Origin of the sequence: Nonomuraea africana (assembly GCF_014873535.1) — a bacterium.
Classification (GTDB): Bacteria; Actinomycetota; Actinomycetes; order Streptosporangiales; family Streptosporangiaceae; genus Nonomuraea; species Nonomuraea africana.
In genome coordinates, this window is the sequence record NZ_JADBEF010000001.1 from 6,859,292 (window position 1) to 6,882,168 (window position 22,877).

Here is a 22,877-nt window from a genome sequence, read left to right on the forward strand (position 1 = left end):
TCATTCCAGTCGCCACATAGAGGAGGAAAACCGGTCAAACGGGCATAAGCACGGCGCCAAACATCGAGTAAAAATACACCGCAGCAGACAGTGCTCACGCCGTCCCCACATCGCCACCGCTCCTGGGCTACCGTTGACCAAGTCTTGGGCGGCGCCTGGAACCCGTCTTCCCAAGGCGACGTCCAAGTGTCTGCGGCAAACCGTCGCGCGAGGCATCTCACCGATCTGGATCCAATAGAGTCCATGCCATGAGCCAGCCGGAATCCGCTGTCGCGGACGCCCAGGCGGGCGGCCGCAGCGGGCAGGAGCCGCTGAGCAAGCTCGCCAAGCGATACGGGCTTCGCCGTGCCATCGCACGGCCGAGGTTCCCCGCCTACCTGCGCCAGTTGTGGGAGCGGCGACACTTCATCCTGACCTACGCGACCTCGCGTAATGTCTCGAAGTACAGCAACTCGGCCCTCGGCCAGCTGTGGCAGGTGCTGACCCCGCTGCTGAACGCCGCCATCTACTACGTGATGTTCGGCCTCATCCTCGGCGGACAGGGCAACATCGAGCACTACCCCGCCTTCCTGTTGACGGGAATGTTCGTCTTCACCTACACGCAGCGATCGGTGACGGCGGGCGCCAAGTCGATCTCCGGCAACCTCTCGCTGATCAGAGCGCTCCACTTCCCCCGAGCCGCGCTACCGCTGGCGTACGCGATCCAGGAGCTCCAGCAGCTGGCCATCTCCATGGGCATTCTCATGGTGCTCGTCGTCGTCTCGACTGGAGCGCTCCCCACCTGGTTCTGGCTGATGATCCCCGTCGTGCTCCTGCTGCAGACGATGTTCAACGTGGGGGCCAGTCTCGCCATGGCTCGCATCGGCTCCTCGATGCGCGACATGAACCAGCTGCTGCCCTTCATCATGCGCACCTGGCTCTACGCCTCGGGCGTCTTCTTCTCCATCCAGGAGAAGGTGGTCGAGACGCTGCACATGCCGCAGTGGGTGGCCAACATCATGTACGCCAACCCCGCGGCCTCCTACATCGAGTTCATGCGGGACATCCTGATCCCTGACCACCCTGTACCCACGTGGGCTTGGGTGAGCTGCGTATTCTGGGCGGTGTTCGCACTCGCCTTCGGCTTCTGGTACTTCTGGCGTGCCGAGGAGAGATACGGCCGTGGCTGAGTTGACCGAGGAGCTGTCCCAAGTGAAGGCTGAGGAGCCCGGGGTCCCGCCCAAGGACGTCAGGGTCCACCCCAACCCGGAGCCCCCGGCTCCCACGACGGGAACACCGACCGTCATCGTCGACGACCTCCACATCGTCTACCGCGTCTACGGCGCTGCCAGCGACCACGAGAAGGGCAACGCCGTACACGCCCTCACGCGCCTGCTGAAGCGCCAGGGGCGACCCCAGATGAAAGAGGTCCACGCGGTCAAGGGCGTGACCTTCGTGGCCTACCACGGCGACGCCATCGGCATCGTGGGCCGCAACGGCTCGGGCAAGTCCACGCTCCTGCGGGCCATCGCGGGGCTGCTGCCGCCGCACTCCGGCTCGGTCTACACCGACGGCCAGCCGTCGCTCCTGGGCGTCAACGCGGCCCTCATGCGCGAGCTCACGGGCGAGCGCAACATCGTCCTCGGCTGCTACGCCATGGGCATGACGCCCGCCCAGGTCAAGGAGAAGTACGACGAGATCGTCGACTTCTCCGGCATCGGCGAGTTCGTCCAGCTGCCCATGTCCACCTACTCCTCGGGCATGGGCGCCCGCCTGCGCTTCGCCATCTCCTCGGCCAAGACGCACGACGTGCTGCTGATCGACGAGGCGCTCGCCACCGGCGACAGGGAGTTCCGCAAGAAGAGCGAGCAGCGGATCAAGCAGATCCGCGAGTCCGCCGGCACCGTCTTCCTCGTCGCGCACGACCTCAGGGTGATCGAGGAGACCTGCAACAGGGTCATCTGGCTGCACAAGGGCAAGATCAAGATGGACGGTGACCCCAAAGAGGTCATCGCCGCCTACAACAAGGGCTGACACGCGCCTGCGGCGATCACCGCCGCGGCGCCGCCGGGTGGAAGATGGGAAGCGGACAACCCATGGATCCACCGGAGGTGCATCTTGCCCGCAAGGCCACCTATCCCCTACGACTTCCTGCCCGAAGTCCCCGCCCTGACCGTCGAGAGCGACGACATCCGTGACGGAGAGCGCCTGCCCGAGGCCCACGTCTTCGACGACTGGGGCATGAAGGGCCAGAACCTCTCGCCCCACCTGCGCTGGTCGGGCGCCCCTGAGAGCACCAGGAGCTACGCGGTCACCTGCTACGACCCCGACGCCCCCACCGGCAGCGGCTTCTGGCACTGGGTGCTGTTCGACATCCCCGCCGACGTCACCGAGCTGCCCACGGGCGCCGGCACGGCCGACGCCAAGGTGGGCAAGCACGCCCGCAACGACTTCTCCGTCAAGGCGTACGGCGGAGCCGCCCCGCCGCCCGGCCTCCCGCACCGCTACCTGTTCGCCGTGCACGCCCTCGGCGTCGACTCGCTGGGGCTCGACACCGACGCGCCACCGGCGGTGGTCGGCTTCAACATCACCGCGAACACGCTGGCCAGAGGCTTTATCGCACCTGTGTACGAGACCTGAGTGTCTGGAGGGGCAAACGACTGACGCCGCTCTCGTCGTTCCGCTATGATTCGAACGTTAATTCGATCTGAGGAACGTGATGGAGTGGGGGCGCGCGATGCGAGAGCTGTCGACCGCGATTGACCACTTGGCCATCGAGGACCCTTCCGAGATTCCCAGGGCCGAGCTGGCCGAGCAACTCATCGAGCTGCACTGGCAGATGGCCAGGCTGCAGGCTCAGATCGCCCGTCGCACGGGCGTCCGCATCACCTGACCCGCATCCGCCCCTCCACCGCCGCTGCCGGCCGCGCCCGGCTCGCAGCCGTCTGTCCACCGCCACGTGGGCCGAGCCGGCCCACCTGTCCGTCCACACCGCGAGTGGAGCCCGGCCCGCACCTGTCCACCGCGGACCGAGCCAGGCCCGCAGTGGATCTTCCACCGTCCCGCGGGCCGAGCGCGGCCCGCGGACCAGCAGCGGCGCACATGGCGAAACCGGTGGCCCGATCCGGGCCACCGGTTTCGTGGAGCCAACCCTGACGACCGCGTCGCGGAGAAGAGCGGCGGCCATCCGGTGAGCCGACCGGCTGGCGGTCCGTCCCGTGAGCGCGTGGCCCACGCCCGCCAGCCGTTCGGTGCCGGCTGCCGCCGTTTCTCCCTCCAGCCCCTGATCACCGCGCCCGTTCGACGTGCCGTCCCATCCTCGTCGAACGGTTCATGGTGTCACGGGCGCCGTGGCGGTGCGGAAGAGGCGCTTCCGGAGAGCGACCCTCCAGCTGGCCCCGGCCACGCACCTGCTCAGGCGCTCGGCCGGGCTTGCCGTACGGTGTCACGCCCGCCGGCACCGGCTGTGACGCGCGGTTCCGGCCCTACCGGCACCGGGGAGGACATGCCCGCGGTCAGGTGTGTTGGGCGCGACCCCCGCCAGGGGAGGCATCGCGCGGAGGGCACCACGACGCGCTGCTGTCAGTGCTGGGCGGCGAGGTCGTTCGTCTGAGCGATCGACTCGGCCACCGCGCCCTGCGTCTCGCCGACCGAGTTGACGCTCCTGTGGGTGTTGTTGTCGACGACGTCGGTGGCGGCATCGACGAGCGGGGCGATCTCGTCGAGCGTGGCGGCGCTCACGACACCGGGCAGCGAGTCAGCGATCGGCGCGGCCTGGGAGGGCATCGCCTCGCGGATCAGGGGCGCCAGCTCGGGCGCACCCATCCTTGGAGCGACGCGGGCGTCGTTCTCGACGGCGCCGCCCGCGGTGTCGCTCTGGCTCGTCAGCCCTTCACGCGCCGGGGCCATGCCGGTCTCGCTGGAGGTGGTGTCGCCCAGGCTCCGCAGGATGCTGTCGATGAACGGCTCGTCCTCCGCTGTCGCGGCTCCATGCACGTCCTGCCGGGCCTTGTCCAGCGCGGCTTCGTACAGGTCCTTCGGGGAGATGTTCAGCGCCTTGTCTATGAGGCGATCGACCTCGTCGTAGGGGCCGCTGCTGTCGTGGACGCGCGACACCGTCGCCGCTTCCTGGCCGTTGAGCAGCACGCCCGTGGCCGCGGGAGCGGCACCGGTGGCCAGCGCCTCCCTGTCGATCGTGCTCGTCGCCACCGAAGCCCGCCCCGTGAACGGCGGGAGACTGCGGAACCCTGCCGTCTGCCCCGTGACGGAGAGGGATTCGACGACGCCGTGCCCGTTGACGCGGATGGAGTTGTCGGCCTGCGCGGGCACGGCCACAGCCGCGGCGAGCCCGCAAACGGCGACGGCTACCGCCGCCTTGATAATACGCTTCATGATTGCCTTCCCGGCTCTTTTTCGATTCACATTGTTCGTTATGCGAATCGCGAATCGAAGTCCCCGAAAGCCGGCGTGCGCGCTATGGGCGCCACAGGGAGCGCGCGCCGTCCGGCTGAGCTACCGACGCAGTTCTATCACCACCGCGAGCGGCCGGGAACGCCGATAAACCCGAACCCCACCCTGGCTGGGGCCCCAACAGCGGATCAAGAAGGCGGCTGACAAGTCCGGATATAGGGAGGGCTGATTTCGGATATTCCCCCGACGTCTTACCAGTCGATCAAAGGAGTCCCACCGGCCCGTTACAACGGCTCGGGAAACAAATGCCACGGGCCGGGGGGTCAGATTTTTCCGTAGCGGGATATTGGCTTGACCGCTCAGGCCGGCAGCAGAGCTTCCTGCGCGACCGCCTCCCACGGGAATCGATCGGCGAAGGCGGGACGGAGATCGGTCAGCCACACGGCCTGCGGGTCGTAATGAGCGAAGAACGGCTTACCGACCAGTGAGGGATCACGAGCCTGGATGAGGTGGAGGACGAAGACTTTCTGTCCCGCGATCTCGGTGACCCCGTCGACGCAGACCTTTCCTGGGGTCGCCGACATCGAAGGGCCCCGCACCGTACGGCAGAGCCCCGACACCGACGCGTACGCGTCCCTGAAGACCTCGTACGCCTGGGCGAGCGGCACCGCGAAGTAGTCCTGCGGCCCCGTGTCCCGCTCGACGAACATGTAGTAGGGGATCATCCCCATCCCGAGCTGCCGCCGCCACATCGACGACCACACCCCGGGATCGTCGTTGATCGACCTGATCAGCGGCGCCTGGGTGCGGATGGTCGCCCCCGAGGAGATGATGCGCGAGACCGCCTGCGACACCAGCGGGGAGTCCAGCTCGCGCGGGTGGGAGAAGTGGGCCATGAACGCCAGGTTCTTGCCCGCCGCCTTCACCTGCTCGAACAGCCGCAGCGTGTCGTCGGCGTCGGGGTCGGTGGTGAAGCGCTGCGGCCAGTAGGCCAGCGACTTGGTGCCGATGCGGATGGACTCCAGCTGCTCGATCTCCAGCAGCGGCTCGACGTAGCGCCTGAGCACGGACTCACCCATGATCATGGGATCGCCTCCGGTCAGCAGCACGCTGGTGACCTCGGGGTGCGCACGCAGGTAGGCCAGCAGCTGGCCGACGTCGTCGGAGGCGAACTTCAGGTCGGCGTCGCCCACGAACTGCGCCCACCTGAAGCAGTAGGTGCAGTAGGCGTGGCATGTCTGACCCTGCTTGGGAAAGAAGAGGACCGTCTCGGGATACTTGTGCTGCATGCCGGGCACGGGCTCCATGTCGATGCGCGGCACGTTGAGCGAGAGCTGTCCCGCCGGATGCGGGTTGAGTTTCATCCGGACCCTGTTGGCCTCGGCCTGGATCTCCGCGTTGGGCGCCTCCGCCTTCAGGAGATCGGCCAGCCTGTCCACGTCCGGGGCGGGCAGCATGTCCGCCTGCGGGAAGACCAGGCGGTATATGGGATCGTCGGGCGCGGCCGACCAGTCGATGAGTTCATCCACGACGTAGGCGTTGGTCCGAAAGGGCAGTACGGTCGCCACCGCCCGCACCTTCAGCCGCTGCGCCTCGTCCAGCTCCGTACGCCGCAACAGCTCGTCGAGGTGCTTGGAGGTGTACGCCTTGAAGCGCCGTGTTCCCGCTTGGTTCAAGATCACTAGGCCTTTCCCGTCTTTTTTGTTCGATCGGATGTAAACCTCGTGGCCCTGTCGTGCGTCTAGGGTCCTTATACCCGGACGCGGCCCAGACCACTTCTGGTTCCGTCGCAGCCCAAGTTTCTGTCGAGACTCGACCACTCGCGACATATCGCGAATGCGCATACACTGGCGGACTGTGACCGACGACGCAGTTCTGCGAGCCTCCGACGCCGACCGCGACCGTGTGGCGGCCGTGCTCGGGGAGGCCCTCTCCACGGGCAGACTGACCAGCGTCGAGCACGCCGACCGGCTGGAAGCCGCCTACTCGGCCAAGACCGTCGGCGAGCTCGTCCCCATCACCCACGACCTTCCCGACATCTCGGCAAGCTCTCGGCCTGCCCTGGTCGACCAGCAGACCGTCAGCGCGGTCTTCAGCAAGGTCATCAGAAAGGGGCGGTGGGTCGCCTCTCGCCACACCACACTGACCGCGGCCTACGGCGCGCTCATCGTCGACCTGTCCGAGGCCGTGCTTCCCGGCAGGGAGATCACCCTGACCGTCAACGCCTACGCCGCCAAGCTCATCATCCGCGTCCCCGACGACGCCGAGGTCATCGACGAGGTGGCCGCGCTGTTCGCCAAGCGCCAGGTCTCCGGCGGCGCGGGCAGCGGCGGGCCGGTGATCAGGGTCGTCGGAAAGGTGACCTGTGGAAAGGTCGTCGTGGCCCGCGGGGTCACTGACTGGAACCTCGCATAACAACCATACGATTCGAACTGTGCCAGAGTCCGAACCGCCGATAGCGCTTGACGCCATGGGCGGCGACCATGCGCCGCACGAGATCGTGGCCGGTGCCGTCCAGGCGGTCAGAGAGCACGGCCTGTCGATCGTCCTGGTCGGCTCGCCACGCGTGCTCTACGAGTCGCTGGCCGACCACGACGCCACCTCCGAGATCCCGATCGTCAGGGCCGAGGAGGCGCTGGCCATGGACGAGGGCGCGCTGTCCAGCCTGCGCCGCCCCCGCTCCAGCATCGCCGTCGCCTGCCATCTGCTCAGGCGGGGCGACGCCTCGGCCGTGGTCTCGGCCGGCTCCACCGGCGGGGTCGTCGCCACGGGCAAACTCAGGCTGAAGGCGCAGCAGTCGGTGCTCAGGCCCGCGCTCGCCGTCGCCCTGCCCACCAGGCCCAGGCCCACCATCCTGCTCGACGCGGGCGCGAACGCCGAGGTCAAGCCGGAAATGCTGGTGCAGTTCGCACATCTCGGCTCCGCCTACGCCGAGACCGCCTACGCCATGGACGCCCCCCGCGTCGGCCTGCTCACCATCGGCGCCGAGCCCGAGAAGGGCAACAAGCTCGCGAAGCGCGCCCACGAGCTGCTGAAGGCCACGCACGGCATCACCTTCATCGGCAACGTCGAGGGCCACGACCTGCTCTCGGGCGCGGCGGACGTCATCGTGACCGACGGCTTCACCGGCAACGTCGCGCTCAAGACGATGGAGGGCGCGGTCCGCTACGCCTTCACCGAACTGAGCGAGTCCATCAGCGCCAGCCCGATGGCGAGGATGGGCGCGCTCATGCAACGCGGCCGGCTCAGGGACCTCTCCCGAAGGCTCGACTCCGAGGCGTACGGCGGAGCGGCCCTCCTCGGCCTCAACGGCACGGTCGTCATCGCGCACGGAGCGGCCAAGGCCGCCTCCATCAGCGCGGCGTGCCAGCTGGCCGCCACCCTCTCGCGCAGGGGCATCGTCGCCAGGATCGGCGAACGCCTCGCCACCGGCCATCGCCCCCACCGGCTCTGGTGATCACCACCCATCGCGGCAATCAGCGCCGCAGTCGGGCTCACCGGTACCCTTAGAGCATGACCGACCCGCAGATAGTGCTCACCGAGCGCGTCCAGCAGGCGCTGGCGAACGCGTTCGGTTCCGAGTACGCCGACGCAGACCCGCTGATCAGGCCCTCCCAGTTCGCCGACTTCCAGGCGAACGTCGCGATGAGCCTGGGCAAGCGCCTGCGACGAGCCCCGCGGGAGGTCGCCCAGGCCATCGCCGACCAGCTCGGCGACTTCCCGGGCACGGTCGAGGTCAGCGGCCCCGGCTTCCTCAACATCACGCTCGACTCCGGCTGGATCACCGCCGAGGCCACCGAGATGCTCGCCGACCCCCGCACGGGCATCGGCACGGCCACCCCGCCGCAGCGCGTGGTGATCGACTACTCCGCCCCGAACGCGGCCAAGGAGATGCACGTCGGCCACCTGCGCACCACGATCGTGGGCGACGCCATGGCGCGCATCTACGAGCACCTGGGCAGCACCGTCGTGCGCCAGAACCACTTGGGCGACTGGGGCACGCCGTTCGGCATGCTCATCGAGCACCTGCTCGACATCGGCGAGGCGGCCGCGGTCGAGCAGCTCGAGGCCGGCCAGGGCACCGAGTACTACCAGGCCGCCCGCGCCAAGTTCGACAGCGACGAGGCGTTCAAGACGCGCTCCCGCCAGCGGGTCACCACGCTCCAGTCGGGCGATCCTGAGACCATCCGGCTCTGGCACGTCTTCATGGACGCCACGATCCGCTACTTCGACAAGGTCTACGAGATGCTCGGCGTCACGCTCACCGACGCCGACATCGCGGGCGAGAGCATGTACAACTCGATGCTCGAGAAGACCTGCGACGACCTCGAGGCGCAGGGCGTCGCGGTGCTCAGCGAGGGCGCGCTCTGCCTGTTCCCGCCGGGTTTCACCGGCTCGGACGACAAGCCGCTCCCCCTGATCATCCGCAAGAGCGACGGCGGCTACGGCTACGCCTCCACCGACATGGCGGCGATCCGCTACCGCGTCGACGACCTCAAGGCCGACCGCATTCTCTACGTGGTCGGAGCCGACCAGGCGCTCCACTTCCGCATGGTGTTCGCCGCCGCCAGGCAGGCGGGGTGGCTGCCCGACTCGGTCTCCGCCGAGCACGTCCAGATCGGCATGATGCTGGGCAAGGACGGCCGCCGCTTCAAGACCCGCTCAGGCGAGTCGGTCAAGCTCATGGACCTGCTCCAGGAGGCGGTCGACCGCGCCGGCACGGCCATCGCCGAACGCGGGTACGACGAGGAGACCAGAGCCGAGATCGCCCACGCGGTGGGCATGGGCGCGGTCAAGTACGCCGACCTGTCGATCAGCCACGACAGCGAGTACGTCTTCGACTTCGACCGCATGCTCAACTTCTCGGGCAACACCGGCCCGTACATGCAGTACGCCACGGCCCGGATCCGCTCCATCTTCCGCAAGGCCGGGGTCGAGCCTGCCGCCGCGCAGGGTCCGATCATCCTCGGCGTGCCGGCCGAGCGCGCTCTCGCCCTGCACCTGCTCGGGTTCGGCGCGGTCGTCGACCAGGTCGCCGATCTCGTCGAGCCGCACAGATTGTGCGCCTTCCTCTTCGAGACCGCCAGCCTCTTCAGCACCTTCTACGAGGAGTGCCCAGTGCTCATGGAGGGCGTCGACGCCGAGACGCGTGCCTCCAGGCTCGCCCTGTGCGCGCTGACCCTGCGCGTGCTGGAAACCGGTCTCGACCTCCTGGGAGTCCCCGTTCCCGACCGCATGTAAGGGATGGGCGCGCCTCCACCTGGTTGGCGCGCCCCCCGGCTAGGCTTTACGCGGTCATGAAGTGAGGCCGACATTGGGGGAGTTCTCGACCTTGGCAACGGATCTGAGCGCGAGCCCCCCAGCCACGACTGAGCTCCACCGCTACGCCGAGGCTCTGCTCGCCAACCTCGCCGCCAACGGCTCGGCGCCCCCAGCGGCACCCGCCTTTCGGGACATTCCCGGCTTCTGGCTGCCGCCTGCCGTCCAGGCGCTCGTCGCGATCCTCAGGGGCGACGACCCCCTCGAGCCGCTGACCACGGCCGCCAACCGCGACCAGCGCAACACCGCCCTGTTCCTGTGCCTGGCCCTGGCCGTGGCCGGCCACGGTGACCGCATCCACGCCTCCTGGCTGGGCACCGCCTTCGGCGAGCTGTCCATGGAGCTGCCCGTCAACCACGGCCAGCGTGCGCTGTGGCTGGCCGCCGCCAGGGGCGCGTACGGCCCGGCCGGCAAGATCTTCGTCCTTCGCAAGCTCGACGCGCTGTCCATCCCCGCGCACGCCGACACCGAGCAGTGGCTCCAGGCCCTCGCCCCAGGCGAGCCGTCCGTCGTGGTGCCCACCGCCCTCGTCGACTTCCCCGAACTGGCCGAGATCCCCGAACTGGCCAAGCCCGCCCAGGCCGCCGCCCGCCTGTCCAGGCTGCGCGCCCGGTGCGCCGAGATCACCATGACCAGGCAGGCCGAGCACGACTCCCGCACGCCGCTCACCAACTCGGCCGCCACGCCCGCCACGGCCTGGGCGGAGGAGGAGCCGCTGGCCGTCCTCCGTTCGCTGGTCGGCCTCGGCGGGCCCGCGGGACCGATGGGCTCGCTCATCGGTCACCTGCTCGACGACCTGCGCCCGGGCTCGGACCCTTACCTGGCCGCGATCGCGCTCCACGTCGCCGCGCCGATCCTGCGCGAGGTCGCCGCGGAACTGGAAGCCGACACCCGGCTCACTCCGCCCGACTCGATCACCGTGCCGGTGCTCGGCCACCGCCTGGTGCTACTGCCAGAGGGGCCTGACGCCGAGTCGATGGCCGCCGCCGAGCGCGCCATCATCACCGACGGGGTCCCCGACCGCCGCCTGCCGTGGCTCGCCTACCTGCTCATGGCCCTGGCCGGCACCCTGGTGATCCTCGCGGTCGTGGCCTGGTGGCCGCTCGCCGTCGTGGGGGTGGCCGCCGCCGGCCTGGGTGGCTGGCAACTCTGGCGACACCAGCAGGCGCGACGTTCCGACGCGGCTTACGTGGAGACGCGGCTCGCGGAGCTCAAGGACCTCGCGGATGGCGCGGTCTGGGCCCTGCACGCGTACGCCCGTGAGGCCGACGACCGGGCCAAGCAGGCCGCCGAGGACTCCGCCGGGCTCATCCGCCTCCTCCGCCGCGGCCCCAGAGCCGCCTAGCCCGACCTTCCACCGAGCCTCGCACACCAGACCCCGCCTTCAGACCTCGCCCAGCAGGCCCGTCTTCAGCCTTGCGCAGCAGGCCCCGTCTTAGGCATGGCGCGGCAGACCCCACTCTCGGGCTTCGCGGCACTACAGACCTTGCGCAGCACTTCGGGCTTCACGCTGCACTTCGGGCTTCACGCTGCACTTCGGGCCTTCGCGGCAGGCTCCCGTCTTCGGGCCTCGGCCCAGTGGGCGCCGTCTTCGGTCCAGCAGGCCCCGTCTTCCGGCCTTGTGGGCAGTGGCCCCTCGCAAGCCTAAGGTCGGCGAGCGGGGGCCGTCGAAAGAACAGTCGCCATGACGCGCGGCAGTGCTCCAGCAGGCGCGCCATCACGCATACGTTCGTCCGCCCGGCGGCACGCCCAGCGGACGCACCAGACCAGCCCCCCAGCCGGTCCGGCGCACGCTCACAGAGCTCAGGTGCTCTCGATCTCCACATGCGCGGGCGCGAGCAGGAACACCCGATCCGCGATGCGTTCGATCCGCCCGTCGCACCCGTAAGCCAGTCCGGCCGCGAAGTCGACCATCCTGGTGGCCTCCGGCATGGGCATGCCGGTGACGTCCATGATGACCGTCTGCCCCTCGCGGAAGTGCTGGCCGATCATCGGCGCGTCGTTGTACTTCAGTGGCTGGACCATCACGATCCGCGACGACTCGACGGTGGCCCGCCACCGCTTCGCGGCACGCTCCGACGCCGGCACGTACTCATCTTCGTACTGCTCGTCTTCGTAGCCGTCGTCGTATTGATCGATCCCGCCCAGGCCAAGGTAGCTCACCACCTTGCGCACTGCCCCCATCGGCTTGTCCTTTCCTCAGGAACTCACCGTAATCGGCACGTCCCTACACATTGGACGGTAACCGACGCCTCGGCGTTCGCCATGCGACACGCCCAACACATATTCCATTTTGTACGGCAAGCGTCCCGGTTTCGACTGGATATCTGCCGCCTATATCATCGATCTCATGCGCCTGTTCACCGTCGATGCCTTCACCGACACAGCATTCCACGGTAATCCTGCCGCTGTCTGCCTCCTGAACGCAGGCGCTTCCGACACCTGGATGCAGTCTCTGGCCACCGAGATGGGCCTGTCGGAGACCGCGTTCCTGCTCGGTAATTCGCTGCGCTGGTTCACTCCGGCGGTCGAAGTATCGCTGAGCGGACACGCGACGCTGGCCACGGCCCATGTGCTCTATTCCACAGGAGCGGCCACCGGAACGCTCCAATTCACGACGAAGAGTGGAATCCTCACCGTGAATCGATCCGACGACGGACTGATCACGATGGATTTCCCAGCCAAAGAAGTGACTCCTGCCACAGTTCCCGACGGACTCGAAAAGGCACTTGGAGCTGCGGTGGTAAGCGTGAACCGCAGCCAGCTCGACCTGCTGGTGGAGCTCGAATCCGAGGAGAGCGTGCGCTCCCTTCGCCCCGACATCCCCGCCCTCGAGGCCGTCGACGCGAGGGGCGTCATCGTCACCGCCGCGGCCTCCTCCGCCACCCCCGCCGACTACGTCTCGCGCTTCTTCGCGCCTCGTGTGGGTGTGCCCGAGGACCCGGTCACCGGTTCGGCTCACTGCGCACTCGCCCCGTTCTGGTCGGCCAGGCTCGGCCGCGACTCTCTCCTCGGCGCCCAGCTGTCGGCAAGGGGCGGCATGGTCCACACCACCCTCCGCGGCGACCGAGTCGACCTGGCCGGCCGCGCAGTGACCATCCTCGAAGCCACCCTGCACCTCGACACCTAGACCGCCGCACCTCTCTCCAGCGTCCTCCACCGGCACCTCAGCGATCCTCCGCATTCGTCAGCCTGCGGCCTGCCACAGATCTCCCAAGCCTGCGGTCTCATGCCGCAGACCTTCCAGTCGTCAGCGGTCGAAGCCCCATAACGAGGTAGAGGTCGCCCGAAGTGCACCGCGCATGTCGTCTAGCCCGTCAGCGGACCGGCCAGCACCCCACCACCAGCCTCCACATCGCCCTCCCATACGAACGCCTCGTCGACCATCGGCCTCCGCCCCCACAGCATCAACAAGAGGTGCTCCGCGGTACCGGACACTTTGGCGACCGGCGCGCCGGGCCCATACGTCCACGACGCCCCCGTGTCGGTCGCGTCGAGTCGCACAGCGGAGCCGGGCGGCCGCGCCCGTCCCCGCACGACCTGTCGTGGCGCCATCGTGTCCACCACCTCAGCCACCCCCTCCCCCGCCAGCTCCGGCGGGAGGACGCTTGCCGTACCCAGAGCATGTTCGGCATCCCACCGGTGCAGCAACGCCTCCAGACACCGGCGCCGCTGCCAGAACCCCACCGTGCCCGGCGGATGAAACGTCCACGCCTCCACCGACGGGTCAGCATCCAACGCCTCCAGCAAGGTCGCCGACGCGCGATCGAACCACCGCAGCAACCCCGCACGATCTCTCGGCGCCGCCGCAGCCACGTAGTCGCCCCGCTTCTCCATCACCGCCACAGCGGCCCACAGATTGGACCCACCCAGATGCTCGGCGAGATCGCGCAAGGTCCAGTCGCCGCAGTGCTCGATCGGCGCCTCCAGATCGGCATCCAGACAGGCCCGAAACGCCATCAGCTCCTGACCCAGATGGGCGAGAAGATCTCGAGAATCCATGCCAGGCAACCTAACCAAGCCCTCTGACAGTCTTGCGATCATGCCCCTTCTCCATCGCCAAGGCCGGCCGCAAGCCGAAGGCCGCGCGGGAAGCGATGACCTCCGCCTGGAGTCGCTGCTCTCCACCATGGGCACACCCGAATGCGTCGGCAGCGCGGCGCTCGGGCTGATGGTGGCCCGCGACCTCACTTCGACGTCGCCTGCGTCCGGCTGGACGACGTCACCAAGGAGCTGATGGCTCAGCTCGGCGCCCGGCTCGCCGTCCATCCTCGGGTACGGCAGGTGCAGTGCCGCCCTCGGGTACGGCAGGTGCAACCGCCCTCGGGGTACGGCAGGTGCAGCACCGCGACGACACCGGCGACTGGAACGCCGTCCCGCCTATCCGGACGGCCTGGTATCTAGGGGTGGCGTCTCGCGTCAGGCTTTGCGGCCCTGGTCGGCCAGCCCGGCGTTCCTCACTTTTCGCGCGATGACGAGCACATGGCAGAACCCCCGACAACGAGAAAAGGGGCCCCACCAGACGGTGGAACCCCAAATCCCATAATGTAAAGATTGCGCGGCGGCGACCTACTCTCCCACACCCTCCCGAGTGCAGTACCATCGGCGCTGCAGAGCTTAACTTCCGGGTTCGGAATGTAACCGGGTGTTTCCCCTGCGCTATAACCGCCGCAACCCCATGAGACAGTGCTTGTTGTCTCAGAATTGCGTAGTGGACGCGAGCAAGAATGCTTTGTGGTCAAGTCCTCGGCCTATTAGTACCGGTCAGCTCCACACGTTACCGTGCTTCCACCTCCGGCCTATCAACCCGGTCGTCTACCGGGAGCCTTACCCACTCTCGTGGTGGGAGACCTCATCTCAAGGCGAGCTTCCCGCTTAGATGCTTTCAGCGGTTATCCCTTCCGAACGTAGCCAACCAGCCGTGCACCTGGCGGTACAACTGGCACACCAGAGGTTCGTCCGTCCCGGTCCTCTCGTACTAGGGACAGCCCCTTTCAAGTCTCCTGCGCGCGCAGCGGATAGGGACCGAACTGTCTCGCGACGTTCTAAACCCAGCTCGCGTACCGCTTTAATGGGCGAACAGCCCAACCCTTGGGACCTACTCCAGCCCCAGGATGCGACGAGCCGACATCGAGGTGCCAAACCATCCCGTCGATATGGACTCTTGGGGAAGATCAGCCTGTTATCCCCGGGGTACCTTTTAGCCGTTGAGCGACGGCGCTTCCACATGCCACCGCCGGATCACTAGTCCCAGCTTTCGCTCCTGCTCGACCCGTCAGTCTCACAGTCAAGCTCCCTTGTGCACTTACACTCGACACCTGATTGCCAACCAGGCTGAGGGAACCTTTGGGCGCCTCCGTTACTCTTTAGGAGGCAACCGCCCCAGTTAAACTACCCACCAGACACTGTCCCCGATCCGGATCACGGACCAGAGTTAGACGTTCAAAACGACCAGAGTGGTATTTCACCAATGACTCCACCCGAACTAGCGTCCGAGCTTCACAGTCTCCCACCTATCCTACACAAGACGCTCCAAACGCCAATGTCAAGCTGTAGTGAAGGTCCCGGGGTCTTTCCGTCCTGCTGCGCGTAACGAGCATCTTTACTCGTAGTGCAATTTCGCCGGGTCTGCGGTTGAGACAGCGGGGAAGTCGTTACGCCATTCGTGCAGGTCGGAACTTACCCGACAAGGAATTTCGCTACCTTAGGATGGTTATAGTTACCACCGCCGTTTACCGGCGCTTAAGTTCTCACCTTCGCTGTGTTACCACAGCTAAGCGGTCCCCTTAACGTTCCGGCACCGGGCAGGCGTCAGTCCGTATACATCGTCTTACGACTTCGCACGGACCTGTGTTTTTAGTAAACAGTCGCTTCCCCCTGGCCACTGCGACCCCCACCAGCTCAGAAAGCTAGTTTCATCACCAGCAGAGGTCCCCCTTCTCCCGAAGTTACGGGGGCAATTTGCCGAGTTCCTTAACCACAGTTCACCCGATCGCCTTGGTATTCTCTACCTGACCACCTGAGTCGGTTTAGGGTACGGGCCGCCACAACACTCGCTAGAGGCTTTTCTCGGCAGCATAGGATCATCCACTTCGCCACAATCGGCTCGGCATCACATCTCAGGATACGTGTGTCGCGGATTTGCCTACGACACTCCCTACATGCTTACCCCAGGAACAACCATCGCCTGGGTTGGACTACCTTCCTGCGTCACCCCATCGCTTACCTACTACCCGATCGGATCGAGCGTTCAGCCTCACCACTTGTCCCGAAGGACGCTGCGGGGCTTAAGGACTCTTAGCATCACGAGGTTCGATATGGGCGCGTTAAAGCGGGTACGGGAATATCAACCCGTTGTCCATCGACTACGCCTGTCGGCCTCGCCTTAGGTCCCGACTTACCCTGGGCGGATTAGCCTGGCCCAGGAACCCTTGGTCATCCGGCGGCAGGGTTTCTCACCCTGCATTCGCTACTCATGCCTGCATTCTCACTCGCACAGCCTCCACAACTAGATCACTCTGCTGCTTCGCCGGCTGCACGACGCTCCCCTACCCATCAACCCCGCATGGGGGTCAATGCCACGACTTCGGCGGTGTACTTGAGCCCCGCTACATTGTCGGCGCGGAATCACTTGACCAGTGAGCTATTACGCACTCTTTCAAGGATGGCTGCTTCTAAGCCAACCTCCTGGTTGTCTCTGCGACTCCACATCCTTTCCCACTTAGCACACGCTTAGGGGCCTTAGTCGGTGATCTGGGCTGTTTCCCTCTCGACTACGGAGCTTATCCCCCGCAGTCTCACTGCCACGCTCTCACTTACCGGCATTCGGAGTTTGGCTGACGTCAGTAACCTTGTCGGGCCCATCGGCCATCCAGTGCTCTACCTCCGGCAAGAAACACGCGACGCTGCACCTAAATGCATTTCGGGGAGAACCAGCTATCACGGAGTTTGATTGGCCTTTCACCCCTACACACAGGTCATCCCCCAGGTTTTCAACCCTGGTGGGTTCGGTCCTCCACGAGGTCTTACCCTCGCTTCAACCTGCCCATGCGTAGATCACTCCGCTTCGGGTCTACAGCATGCGACTCAAACGCCCTATTCAGACTCGCTTTCGCTACGGCTCCCCCACACGGGTTAACCTCGCCACACACCATAACTCGCAGGCTCATTCTTCAAAAGGCACGCAGTCACATCACAGCCGTCCGAAGACGACTAAGCTCCTACGGCTTGTAGGCACACGGTTTCAGGTACTATTTCACGACCCCTCACCGGGGCACTTTTCACCTTTCCCTCACGGTACTAGTGCACTATCGGTCATCAGGGAGTATTTAGGCTTACCAGGTGGTCCTGGCAGATTCACACAGGATTTCTCGGGCCCCGTGCTACTTGGGATCCCCTCAAACAGCCCATCCGATTTCGTCTACCCGGCTCTCACGGTCTACGGCGCCCCTTCCCAGAGGCTTCAACTATCAGACAGGTTTCTCACTGTTCGACCGATCGGCAGATCGATCAAGAGGGTCCCACGACCCCGAACATGCAACGCCTGCCGGCTATCACACATGCCCGGTTTAGCCTGATCCGCTTTCGCTCACCACTACTCACGGAATCACTGTTGTTTTCTCTTCCTACGGGTACTGAGATGTTTCACTTCCCCGCGTTACCACCAACCGCCCTATACATTCAGGCGGAGGCAACACCACATGACTGGTGCTAGGTTTCCCCATTCGGACATCCCCGGATCAACGTCTGGTTGGCGACTCCCCGAGGCTTAACGCAGCCTCCCACGTCCTTCATCGGCTCCTGATGCCAAGGCATCCACCGTGTGCCCTAAAAAACTTGGCCACAAAGATGCTCGCGTCCACTATGCAAATCTCAAACAACAAACAGCGACCGGCTAGCCTCCCCAAAAGGGGAGGATCCCCGGTCCTGTGCTCCAGAGGAGAACATCTCACGATGTCCGTTTCCTCAGGACCCAACAGTGTGTTCAGACCCGGCCCAAGCCCCCGCGACCAACGTTCCCACTCCCTCTTGCGAGGGCGGTACTAGCGGCCCGGCAACCCGGTCCAGCTGACTAGCCAGTGCTCCACTAATGAGCTGTCGAGCATCAGACGTTCGCTGATGACCTCGACGTAGGCCGGAGACTGTCGCCTCCAACCAGATGCTCCTTAGAAAGGAGGTGATCCAGCCGCACCTTCCGGTACGGCTACCTTGTTACGACTTCGTCCCAATCGCCAGCCCCACCTTCGACCGCTCCCCCCAGCAAGCTGGTTGGGCCACGGGCTTCGGGTGTTGCCGACTTTCGTGACGTGACGGGCGGTGTGTACAAGGCCCGGGAACGTATTCACCGCAGCGTTGCTGATCTGCGATTACTAGCGACTCCGACTTCATGGGGTCGAGTTGCAGACCCCAATCCGAACTGAGACCGGCTTTTAGGGATTCGCTCCACCTCGCGGTATCGCAACCCTCTGTACCGGCCATTGTAGCATGTTTGCAGCCCAAGACATAAGGGGCATGATGACTTGACGTCATCCCCACCTTCCTCCGAGTTGACCCCGGCAGTCCCCCATGAGTCCCCACCACCCCGAAGGGCGTGCTGGCAACATGGAGCAAGGGTTGCGCTCGTTGCGGGACTTAACCCAACATCTCACGACACGAGCTGACGACAGCCATGCACCACCTGTCACCCAGTCCGAAGAGGGCCACATCTCTGCAGCTTTCCGGGCGATGTCAAGCCTTGGTAAGGTTCTTCGCGTTGCGTCGAATTAAGCAACATGCTCCGCCGCTTGTGCGGGCCCCCGTCAATTCCTTTGAGTTTTAGCCTTGCGGCCGTACTCCCCAGGCGGGGCGCTTAATGCGTTAGCTCCGGCACGGAGATCGTGGAAGACCCCCACACCTAGCGCCCAACGTTTACAGCGTGGACTACCAGGGTATCTAATCCTGTTCGCTCCCCACGCTTTCGCTCCTCAGCGTCAGGTAAGGCCCAGAGAACCGCCTTCGCCACCGGTGTTCCTCCTGATATCTGCGCATTTCACCGCTACACCAGGAATTCCGTTCTCCCCTACCTACCTCTAGCCAGCCCGTATCCACCGCAGACCCGCAGTTAAGCTGCGAGCTTTCACGGCAGACGCGACAAGCCACCTACGAGCTCTTTACGCCCAATAATTCCGGACAACGCTTGCGCCCTACGTATTACCGCGGCTGCTGGCACGTAGTTAGCCGGCGCTTCTTCTGCAGGTACACGTCAACTTCGTCCCTGCTGAAAGAGGTTTACAACCCGAAGGCCGTCATCCCCCACGCGGCGTCGCTGCGTCAGGCTTTCGCCCATTGCGCAATATTCCCCACTGCTGCCTCCCGTAGGAGTCTGGGCCGTGTCTCAGTCCCAGTGTGGCCGGTCGCCCTCTCAGGCCGGCTACCCGTCGTCGCCTTGGTAGGCCACTACCCCACCAACAAGCTGATAGGCCGCGAGCCCATCCCCAACCGAAAAAACTTTCCACCACCACCCGATGCCGGGGGCGGTCGTATCCGGTATTAGACCCAGTTTCCCGGGCTTATCCCAGAGTCAGGGGCAGGTTGCTCACGTGTTACTCACCCGTTCGCCGCTCGAGTACCCCGAAGGGCCTTTCCGCTCGACTTGCATGTGTTAAGCACGCCGCCAGCGTTCGTCCTGAGCCAGGATCAAACTCTCCAAACAATGTTTGAGAATTTCTCCCGGCTGAAACATGAATGTTCCAACCAAAGGAATCCGTCCAATGGACGGGGTTGTGCATCATGCACTGGCTTTTAACACACTGTTGAGTTCTCAAGAAACGGACGCGTTCACCGTCACCCACCCGGTGGCACTCGCTTCGTTATGTCTCAATCTTAGCATCTTGCCCGATTTGGTGTCAAACCGGTCAGACTGGCTAAAATTTCGACCACCCCGCTTCCGGGGCAACCCCTCTAACTTACCAGCCTTCCGATCGATCCGCGAACCGATCTTCAGAACCGCTGCGCCAGGGGGGAGTGCCGACTTCCTGCGGGTCCGCCACCAGATGGTTGCGCCGCACCCCGTCGGCTTCTAAAGATTAGCAGCGCCACAGAGCACTCGAGACGCGAAACGTAGACTCGGCGAGGTGAGCAGCCACATCCCGCCTCTGGCGAAGAAGGTACCGAGCGAGCGCACCCATCACGGCGACACCGTGATCGACGAATACGCGTGGCTCACCAACAAGGAAGACCCTGACACGATCGCCTATCTCCAGCAGGAGAACGAATATCTCAAGCAGGAGACCGGCCACCTGGCGGAGCTCCAGGAGCAGGTGTTCCAGGAGATCAAGGGCCGTACGCAGGAGACCGACCTGTCCGTCCCCAGCCGCAAGGGCGACTGGTGGTACTTCTCGCGCACCCAGGAGGGCAAGCAGTACGGCATCTCCTGTCGTGTCCCGGCCGACGGCGACACCCCGCCGATCGTCACCACCGACGTCACGCTCCCAGGGGAGCAGGTGCTGCTCGACGGCAACGAGCTGGCGGGCGACAGCGACTTCTTCTCGATCGGCACCAGCGCCGTCACTCCCGACGGCAAGCTCCTCGCCTACTCCACCGACTACAAGGGCGACGAGCGCTTTACGCTGACCTTCAAGGACCTGGAGACGGGCGAGCGGCTCGCCGACGAGATCACCGGCGTCTTCTACGGCGGCGCCTGGTCGGCCGACGGCACCACGTTCTTCTACACCAGGATGGACGACGCATGGCGGCCCTTCCAGGTCTACCGGCACACCCTCGGCAGCCCCGCCGAGGAGGACGTGCTCGTCTACGAGGAGAGCGACGAGCGCTTCTGGATCGGCATCGGCCTCACCCGCAGCGAGAAGTACCTCGTCCTGGGCGCCGGAAGCAAGATCACCAGCGAGGTCCGCATCCTTGACGCGAACAACCCGACCGGTGAGTTCCAGGTCGTCCGCCCGCGCGTCACCGGCGTCGAGTACGGCATCGAGCACGCCGGCGACCACTTCTTCGTCCTCCACAACGAGAACGCGGAGAACTTCGAGCTCGCCACCGCCCCGCTCGACTCCCCCGGCACCTGGACCCCGCTCGTCGCGCACCGCGAGGACACCAGGCTGCTGGAGATCGACGCGTTCGCCTCCCACGCGGTCGTCCACTTCCGCCGCGAAGGCCTGACCGGCATCCGCATCCTGCCGTACCCGCTGCAGGACGCCGAGCCCTATGAAATCGACTTCCCCGAGCCCCTTTATGACGTCAGCCCCGCCGGCAACCCCGAGTTCACCACCGAGCGGCTTCGGCTGGGCTACACCAGCATGGTCACCCCGCCGAGCGTCTACGACTACGACCTCGAGACCAGGCAGCTGATCCTGCTGAAGCAGCGCCCCGTGCTCGGCGGCTACGACCCGGGCGACTACGAGCAGTTCCGCGAGTGGGCGACCGCCGAGGACGGCACCAGGGTGCCGATCTCGATCGTGAAGAGGAAGGACGCGGGCAAGCCCGCCCCCACCCTCCTGTACGGCTACGGCAGCTACGAGACCTCCATGGACCCGAGCTTCTCCGTGGCCAGGCTCAGCCTGCTCGACCGCGGTTTCGCCTTCGCCATCGCGCACGTGCGGGGCGGCGGCGAGATGGGCCGCAGGTGGTACGAGGAGGGCAAGCTCACCAGGAAGAAGAACACCTTCACCGACTTCGTCGCCGCCGCCAGGCATCTCAGGGCGACGGGCTGGAGCGAGCGGATCATCGCCAGGGGCGGCTCGGCCGGCGGCCTGCTGATGGGCGCGGTCGCCAACCTCGCGCCCGAGGAGTTCGCGGGCGTGGTGGCCGAGGTGCCGTTCGTCGACGCGCTCAACACCATTCTCGATCCGACGCTCCCGCTGACCGTCATCGAATGGGACGAGTGGGGCGACCCGCTGCACAACGCCGACGTCTACGCCTACATGAAGGAGTACTCCCCCTACGAGAACGTCGAGGCCAAGGCGTATCCGCCGATCCTGGCGATCACCAGCCTGAACGACACGAGGGTCCTCTACCACGAGCCCGCCAAGTGGGTGGCACGGCTGCGGGCCACCGCGCACGGCGGCCCGTTCCTGCTGAAGACGGAGATGGGCGCGGGGCACGGCGGACGCAGCGGACGCTACGACGCTTGGAAGGAAGAGGCGTTCGCGCTGTCCTGGATCATCGAGAGAGGGACGAAGTGAGCTACATCGCGGCGGCCGACCGCTACGAGAAGATGCCGTACGTGCGCAGCGGGCGGAGCGGGCTCAAGCTCCCGCAGGTCTCCCTCGGCCTGTGGCACAACTTCGGCGACGACCGGCCGATCGAGAACTCGCGGAGGATCCTGCGCGCCGCCTTCGACCGCGGCGTCACCCACTTCGACCTGGCCAACAACTACGGCGTGCCGTACGGCTCGGCGGAACGGAACTTCGGCGCCATCTTCGCGCAGGACTTCAGGCCCTACCGCGACGAGCTGATCATCTCGACCAAGGCCGGGTACGACATGTGGCCCGGGCCGTACGGGGAGTGGGGATCGAGGAAGTACGTCCTGGCCAGCCTCGACCAGTCGCTCCAGCGGATGGGCCTGGAGTACGTGGACGTCTTCTACAGCCACCGTCCCGACCCCGAGACACCGCTGGAGGAGACGATGGGCGCGCTGGACCACGCGGTGCGCTCGGGCAAGGCGCTGTACGCGGGCGTCTCCAACTACTCGGCCGAGCAGACCGCGCAGGCGTCCAGGATCATGCGTGAGCTCGGCACGCCGCTCCTCATCCACCAGCCGTCCTACTCGATGATCAACAGGTGGATCGAGAACGGGCTGCTGGACACGCTGGAGGAGGAGGGCATCGGCTGCATCGTGTACTCGCCGCTCGCCCAGGGATTGCTGACCGACCGCTACCTGGGCGGCGTGCCCGCCGACTCGCGGGCGGCGACGAGCAGGTTCCTCTCCGCGGACCGGATCGACACGAACCTGGCCCGCGACCTCAACGAGATCGCGGCGTCCCGGGGGCAGAAACTTGCCCAGATGGCGCTGTCGTGGGTGCTCAGGGACCCGAGGGTGACCAGCGTGCTGATCGGCGCGAGCAGCGTCGAGCAGCTGGAGGTCAACCTGGCCGCCGTGGAGGGCCCCGTCTTCACCGAGGACGAACTCGAGCAGATCGACAAGATCACGACGGGGACGACGTCGTCCGCGTGAC

The 22,877-nt window shown here is 65.8% G+C and carries 15 protein-coding genes and 3 rRNA genes; 11 read left to right on the forward strand and 7 right to left on the reverse strand.

Annotated elements, in window-relative coordinates; genetic code table 11:
- The first annotated feature begins 248 nt into the window (after positions 1-248).
- From H4W81_RS32485 to H4W81_RS32500, 4 genes are all read left to right on the forward strand, one after another.
- Positions 249-1,169 (forward strand): ABC transporter permease, encoded by a 921-nt coding sequence (locus H4W81_RS32485; RefSeq protein WP_192778303.1) that lies wholly within the window; start codon positions 249-251, stop codon positions 1,167-1,169.
- Positions 1,162-2,013, forward strand: a complete 852-nt coding sequence (locus H4W81_RS32490; RefSeq protein WP_192778304.1) for an ABC transporter ATP-binding protein — start codon at positions 1,162-1,164, stop codon at positions 2,011-2,013. Before H4W81_RS32485 ends, H4W81_RS32490 begins: the two co-directional genes overlap by 8 nt.
- An 84-nt stretch (positions 2,014-2,097) precedes the next feature.
- Positions 2,098-2,619, forward strand: coding sequence for a YbhB/YbcL family Raf kinase inhibitor-like protein (locus tag H4W81_RS32495; protein WP_225958899.1), 522 nt, complete (start codon positions 2,098-2,100; stop codon positions 2,617-2,619).
- 97 nt (positions 2,620-2,716) lie between these two features.
- Positions 2,717-2,872: a hypothetical protein gene (locus tag H4W81_RS32500; protein ID WP_192781480.1), complete on the forward strand. Its 156-nt coding sequence runs from the start codon at positions 2,717-2,719 to the stop codon at positions 2,870-2,872.
- 689 nt (positions 2,873-3,561) lie between these two features.
- On the opposite strand, the gene H4W81_RS32505 is transcribed toward H4W81_RS32500, so the two are convergent.
- Together H4W81_RS32505 and H4W81_RS32510 are read right to left on the reverse strand one after the other, a co-directional pair.
- Complete coding sequence (locus H4W81_RS32505; RefSeq protein ID WP_192778305.1) at positions 3,562-4,371, reverse strand: hypothetical protein; 810 nt, start codon at positions 4,369-4,371, stop codon at positions 3,562-3,564.
- 377 nt (positions 4,372-4,748) lie between these two features.
- Positions 4,749-6,071 carry a KamA family radical SAM protein gene (locus H4W81_RS32510; protein WP_192778306.1) on the reverse strand — a complete coding sequence of 441 codons (1,323 nt, stop codon included), beginning with the start codon at positions 6,069-6,071 and terminating at the stop codon, positions 4,749-4,751.
- A 175-nt stretch (positions 6,072-6,246) separates the two neighbouring features.
- Here H4W81_RS32510 and H4W81_RS32515 point away from each other — a divergent pair, with 175 nt between their 5' ends.
- The 4 genes from H4W81_RS32515 (at position 6,247) to H4W81_RS32530 (ending at position 11,053) form a co-directional block, all read left to right on the forward strand.
- Entirely contained in the window at positions 6,247-6,804 is a 558-nt protein-coding gene (locus tag H4W81_RS32515) for a DUF1707 SHOCT-like domain-containing protein (protein ID WP_318782102.1), read from the forward strand.
- Between the two features lie 55 nt (positions 6,805-6,859).
- Entirely contained in the window at positions 6,860-7,846 is a 987-nt protein-coding gene (plsX, locus tag H4W81_RS32520) for a phosphate acyltransferase PlsX (RefSeq protein WP_225960418.1), read from the forward strand.
- Between the two features lie 56 nt (positions 7,847-7,902).
- The gene (argS, locus tag H4W81_RS32525; protein ID WP_192778309.1) at positions 7,903-9,630 is read left to right on the forward strand and encodes an arginine--tRNA ligase; all 1,728 of its coding nucleotides are present in this window, start codon (positions 7,903-7,905) and stop codon (positions 9,628-9,630) included.
- A 91-nt stretch (positions 9,631-9,721) separates the two neighbouring features.
- Positions 9,722-11,053 (forward strand): hypothetical protein, encoded by a 1,332-nt coding sequence (locus H4W81_RS32530; RefSeq protein ID WP_225958900.1) that lies wholly within the window; start codon positions 9,722-9,724, stop codon positions 11,051-11,053.
- Positions 11,054-11,511: 458 nt separating this feature from the next.
- On the opposite strand, the gene H4W81_RS32535 is transcribed toward H4W81_RS32530, so the two are convergent.
- Positions 11,512-11,892, reverse strand: coding sequence for a cell division protein SepF (locus H4W81_RS32535; RefSeq protein WP_192778310.1), 381 nt, complete (start codon positions 11,890-11,892; stop codon positions 11,512-11,514).
- Between the two features lie 109 nt (positions 11,893-12,001).
- Here H4W81_RS32535 and H4W81_RS32540 point away from each other — a divergent pair, with 109 nt between their 5' ends.
- A complete protein-coding gene (locus H4W81_RS32540; RefSeq protein WP_318782104.1) occupies positions 12,002-12,838 on the forward strand; it encodes a PhzF family phenazine biosynthesis protein in 837 nt (278 codons plus the stop codon).
- 179 nt (positions 12,839-13,017) lie between these two features.
- Here H4W81_RS32540 and H4W81_RS32545 read toward each other — a convergent pair whose 3' ends face one another.
- The 4 genes from H4W81_RS32545 to H4W81_RS32560 form a co-directional block, all read right to left on the reverse strand.
- Positions 13,018-13,710, reverse strand: a complete 693-nt coding sequence (locus H4W81_RS32545) for a maleylpyruvate isomerase family mycothiol-dependent enzyme (protein WP_192778311.1) — start codon at positions 13,708-13,710, stop codon at positions 13,018-13,020.
- 554 nt (positions 13,711-14,264) lie between these two features.
- Positions 14,265-14,381 (reverse strand): 5S ribosomal RNA (rrf, locus tag H4W81_RS32550).
- Positions 14,382-14,442: 61 nt separating this feature from the next.
- Positions 14,443-17,550 (reverse strand): 23S ribosomal RNA (locus H4W81_RS32555).
- A gap of 327 nt (positions 17,551-17,877) precedes the next feature.
- Positions 17,878-19,399 (reverse strand): 16S ribosomal RNA (locus H4W81_RS32560).
- The 16S, 23S and 5S rRNA genes sit together here, the layout of an rRNA operon.
- 421 nt (positions 19,400-19,820) lie before the next feature.
- Between H4W81_RS32560 and H4W81_RS32565 the strand changes: the two genes are divergently transcribed.
- Positions 19,821-21,884, forward strand: a complete 2,064-nt coding sequence (locus tag H4W81_RS32565) for a S9 family peptidase (RefSeq protein WP_192778312.1) — start codon at positions 19,821-19,823, stop codon at positions 21,882-21,884.
- The gene (gene mgrA / locus H4W81_RS32570; RefSeq protein ID WP_192778313.1) at positions 21,881-22,876 is read left to right on the forward strand and encodes an L-glyceraldehyde 3-phosphate reductase; all 996 of its coding nucleotides are present in this window, start codon (positions 21,881-21,883) and stop codon (positions 22,874-22,876) included. Before H4W81_RS32565 ends, mgrA begins: the two co-directional genes overlap by 4 nt.
- The last annotated feature ends 1 nt before the right edge of the window (position 22,877 follow it).

Excerpts from the sequence above, each read along its gene's own strand:
- H4W81_RS32485 (WP_192778303.1), top strand. The coding sequence starts at position 249 with ATGAGCCAGCCGGAATCCGCTGTCGCGGACGCCCAGGCGGGCGGCCGC.
- H4W81_RS32505 (WP_192778305.1), bottom strand. The coding sequence starts at position 4,371 with ATGAAGCGTATTATCAAGGCGGCGGTAGCCGTCGCCGTTTGCGGGCTC.
- H4W81_RS32545 (WP_192778311.1), bottom strand. The coding sequence starts at position 13,710 with ATGGATTCTCGAGATCTTCTCGCCCATCTGGGTCAGGAGCTGATGGCG.
- H4W81_RS32535 (WP_192778310.1), bottom strand. The coding sequence starts at position 11,892 with ATGGGGGCAGTGCGCAAGGTGGTGAGCTACCTTGGCCTGGGCGGGATC.
- plsX (WP_225960418.1), top strand. The coding sequence starts at position 6,860 with ATGGGCGGCGACCATGCGCCGCACGAGATCGTGGCCGGTGCCGTCCAG.
- H4W81_RS32500 (WP_192781480.1), top strand. The coding sequence starts at position 2,717 with ATGCGAGAGCTGTCGACCGCGATTGACCACTTGGCCATCGAGGACCCT.
- argS (WP_192778309.1), top strand. The coding sequence starts at position 7,903 with ATGACCGACCCGCAGATAGTGCTCACCGAGCGCGTCCAGCAGGCGCTG.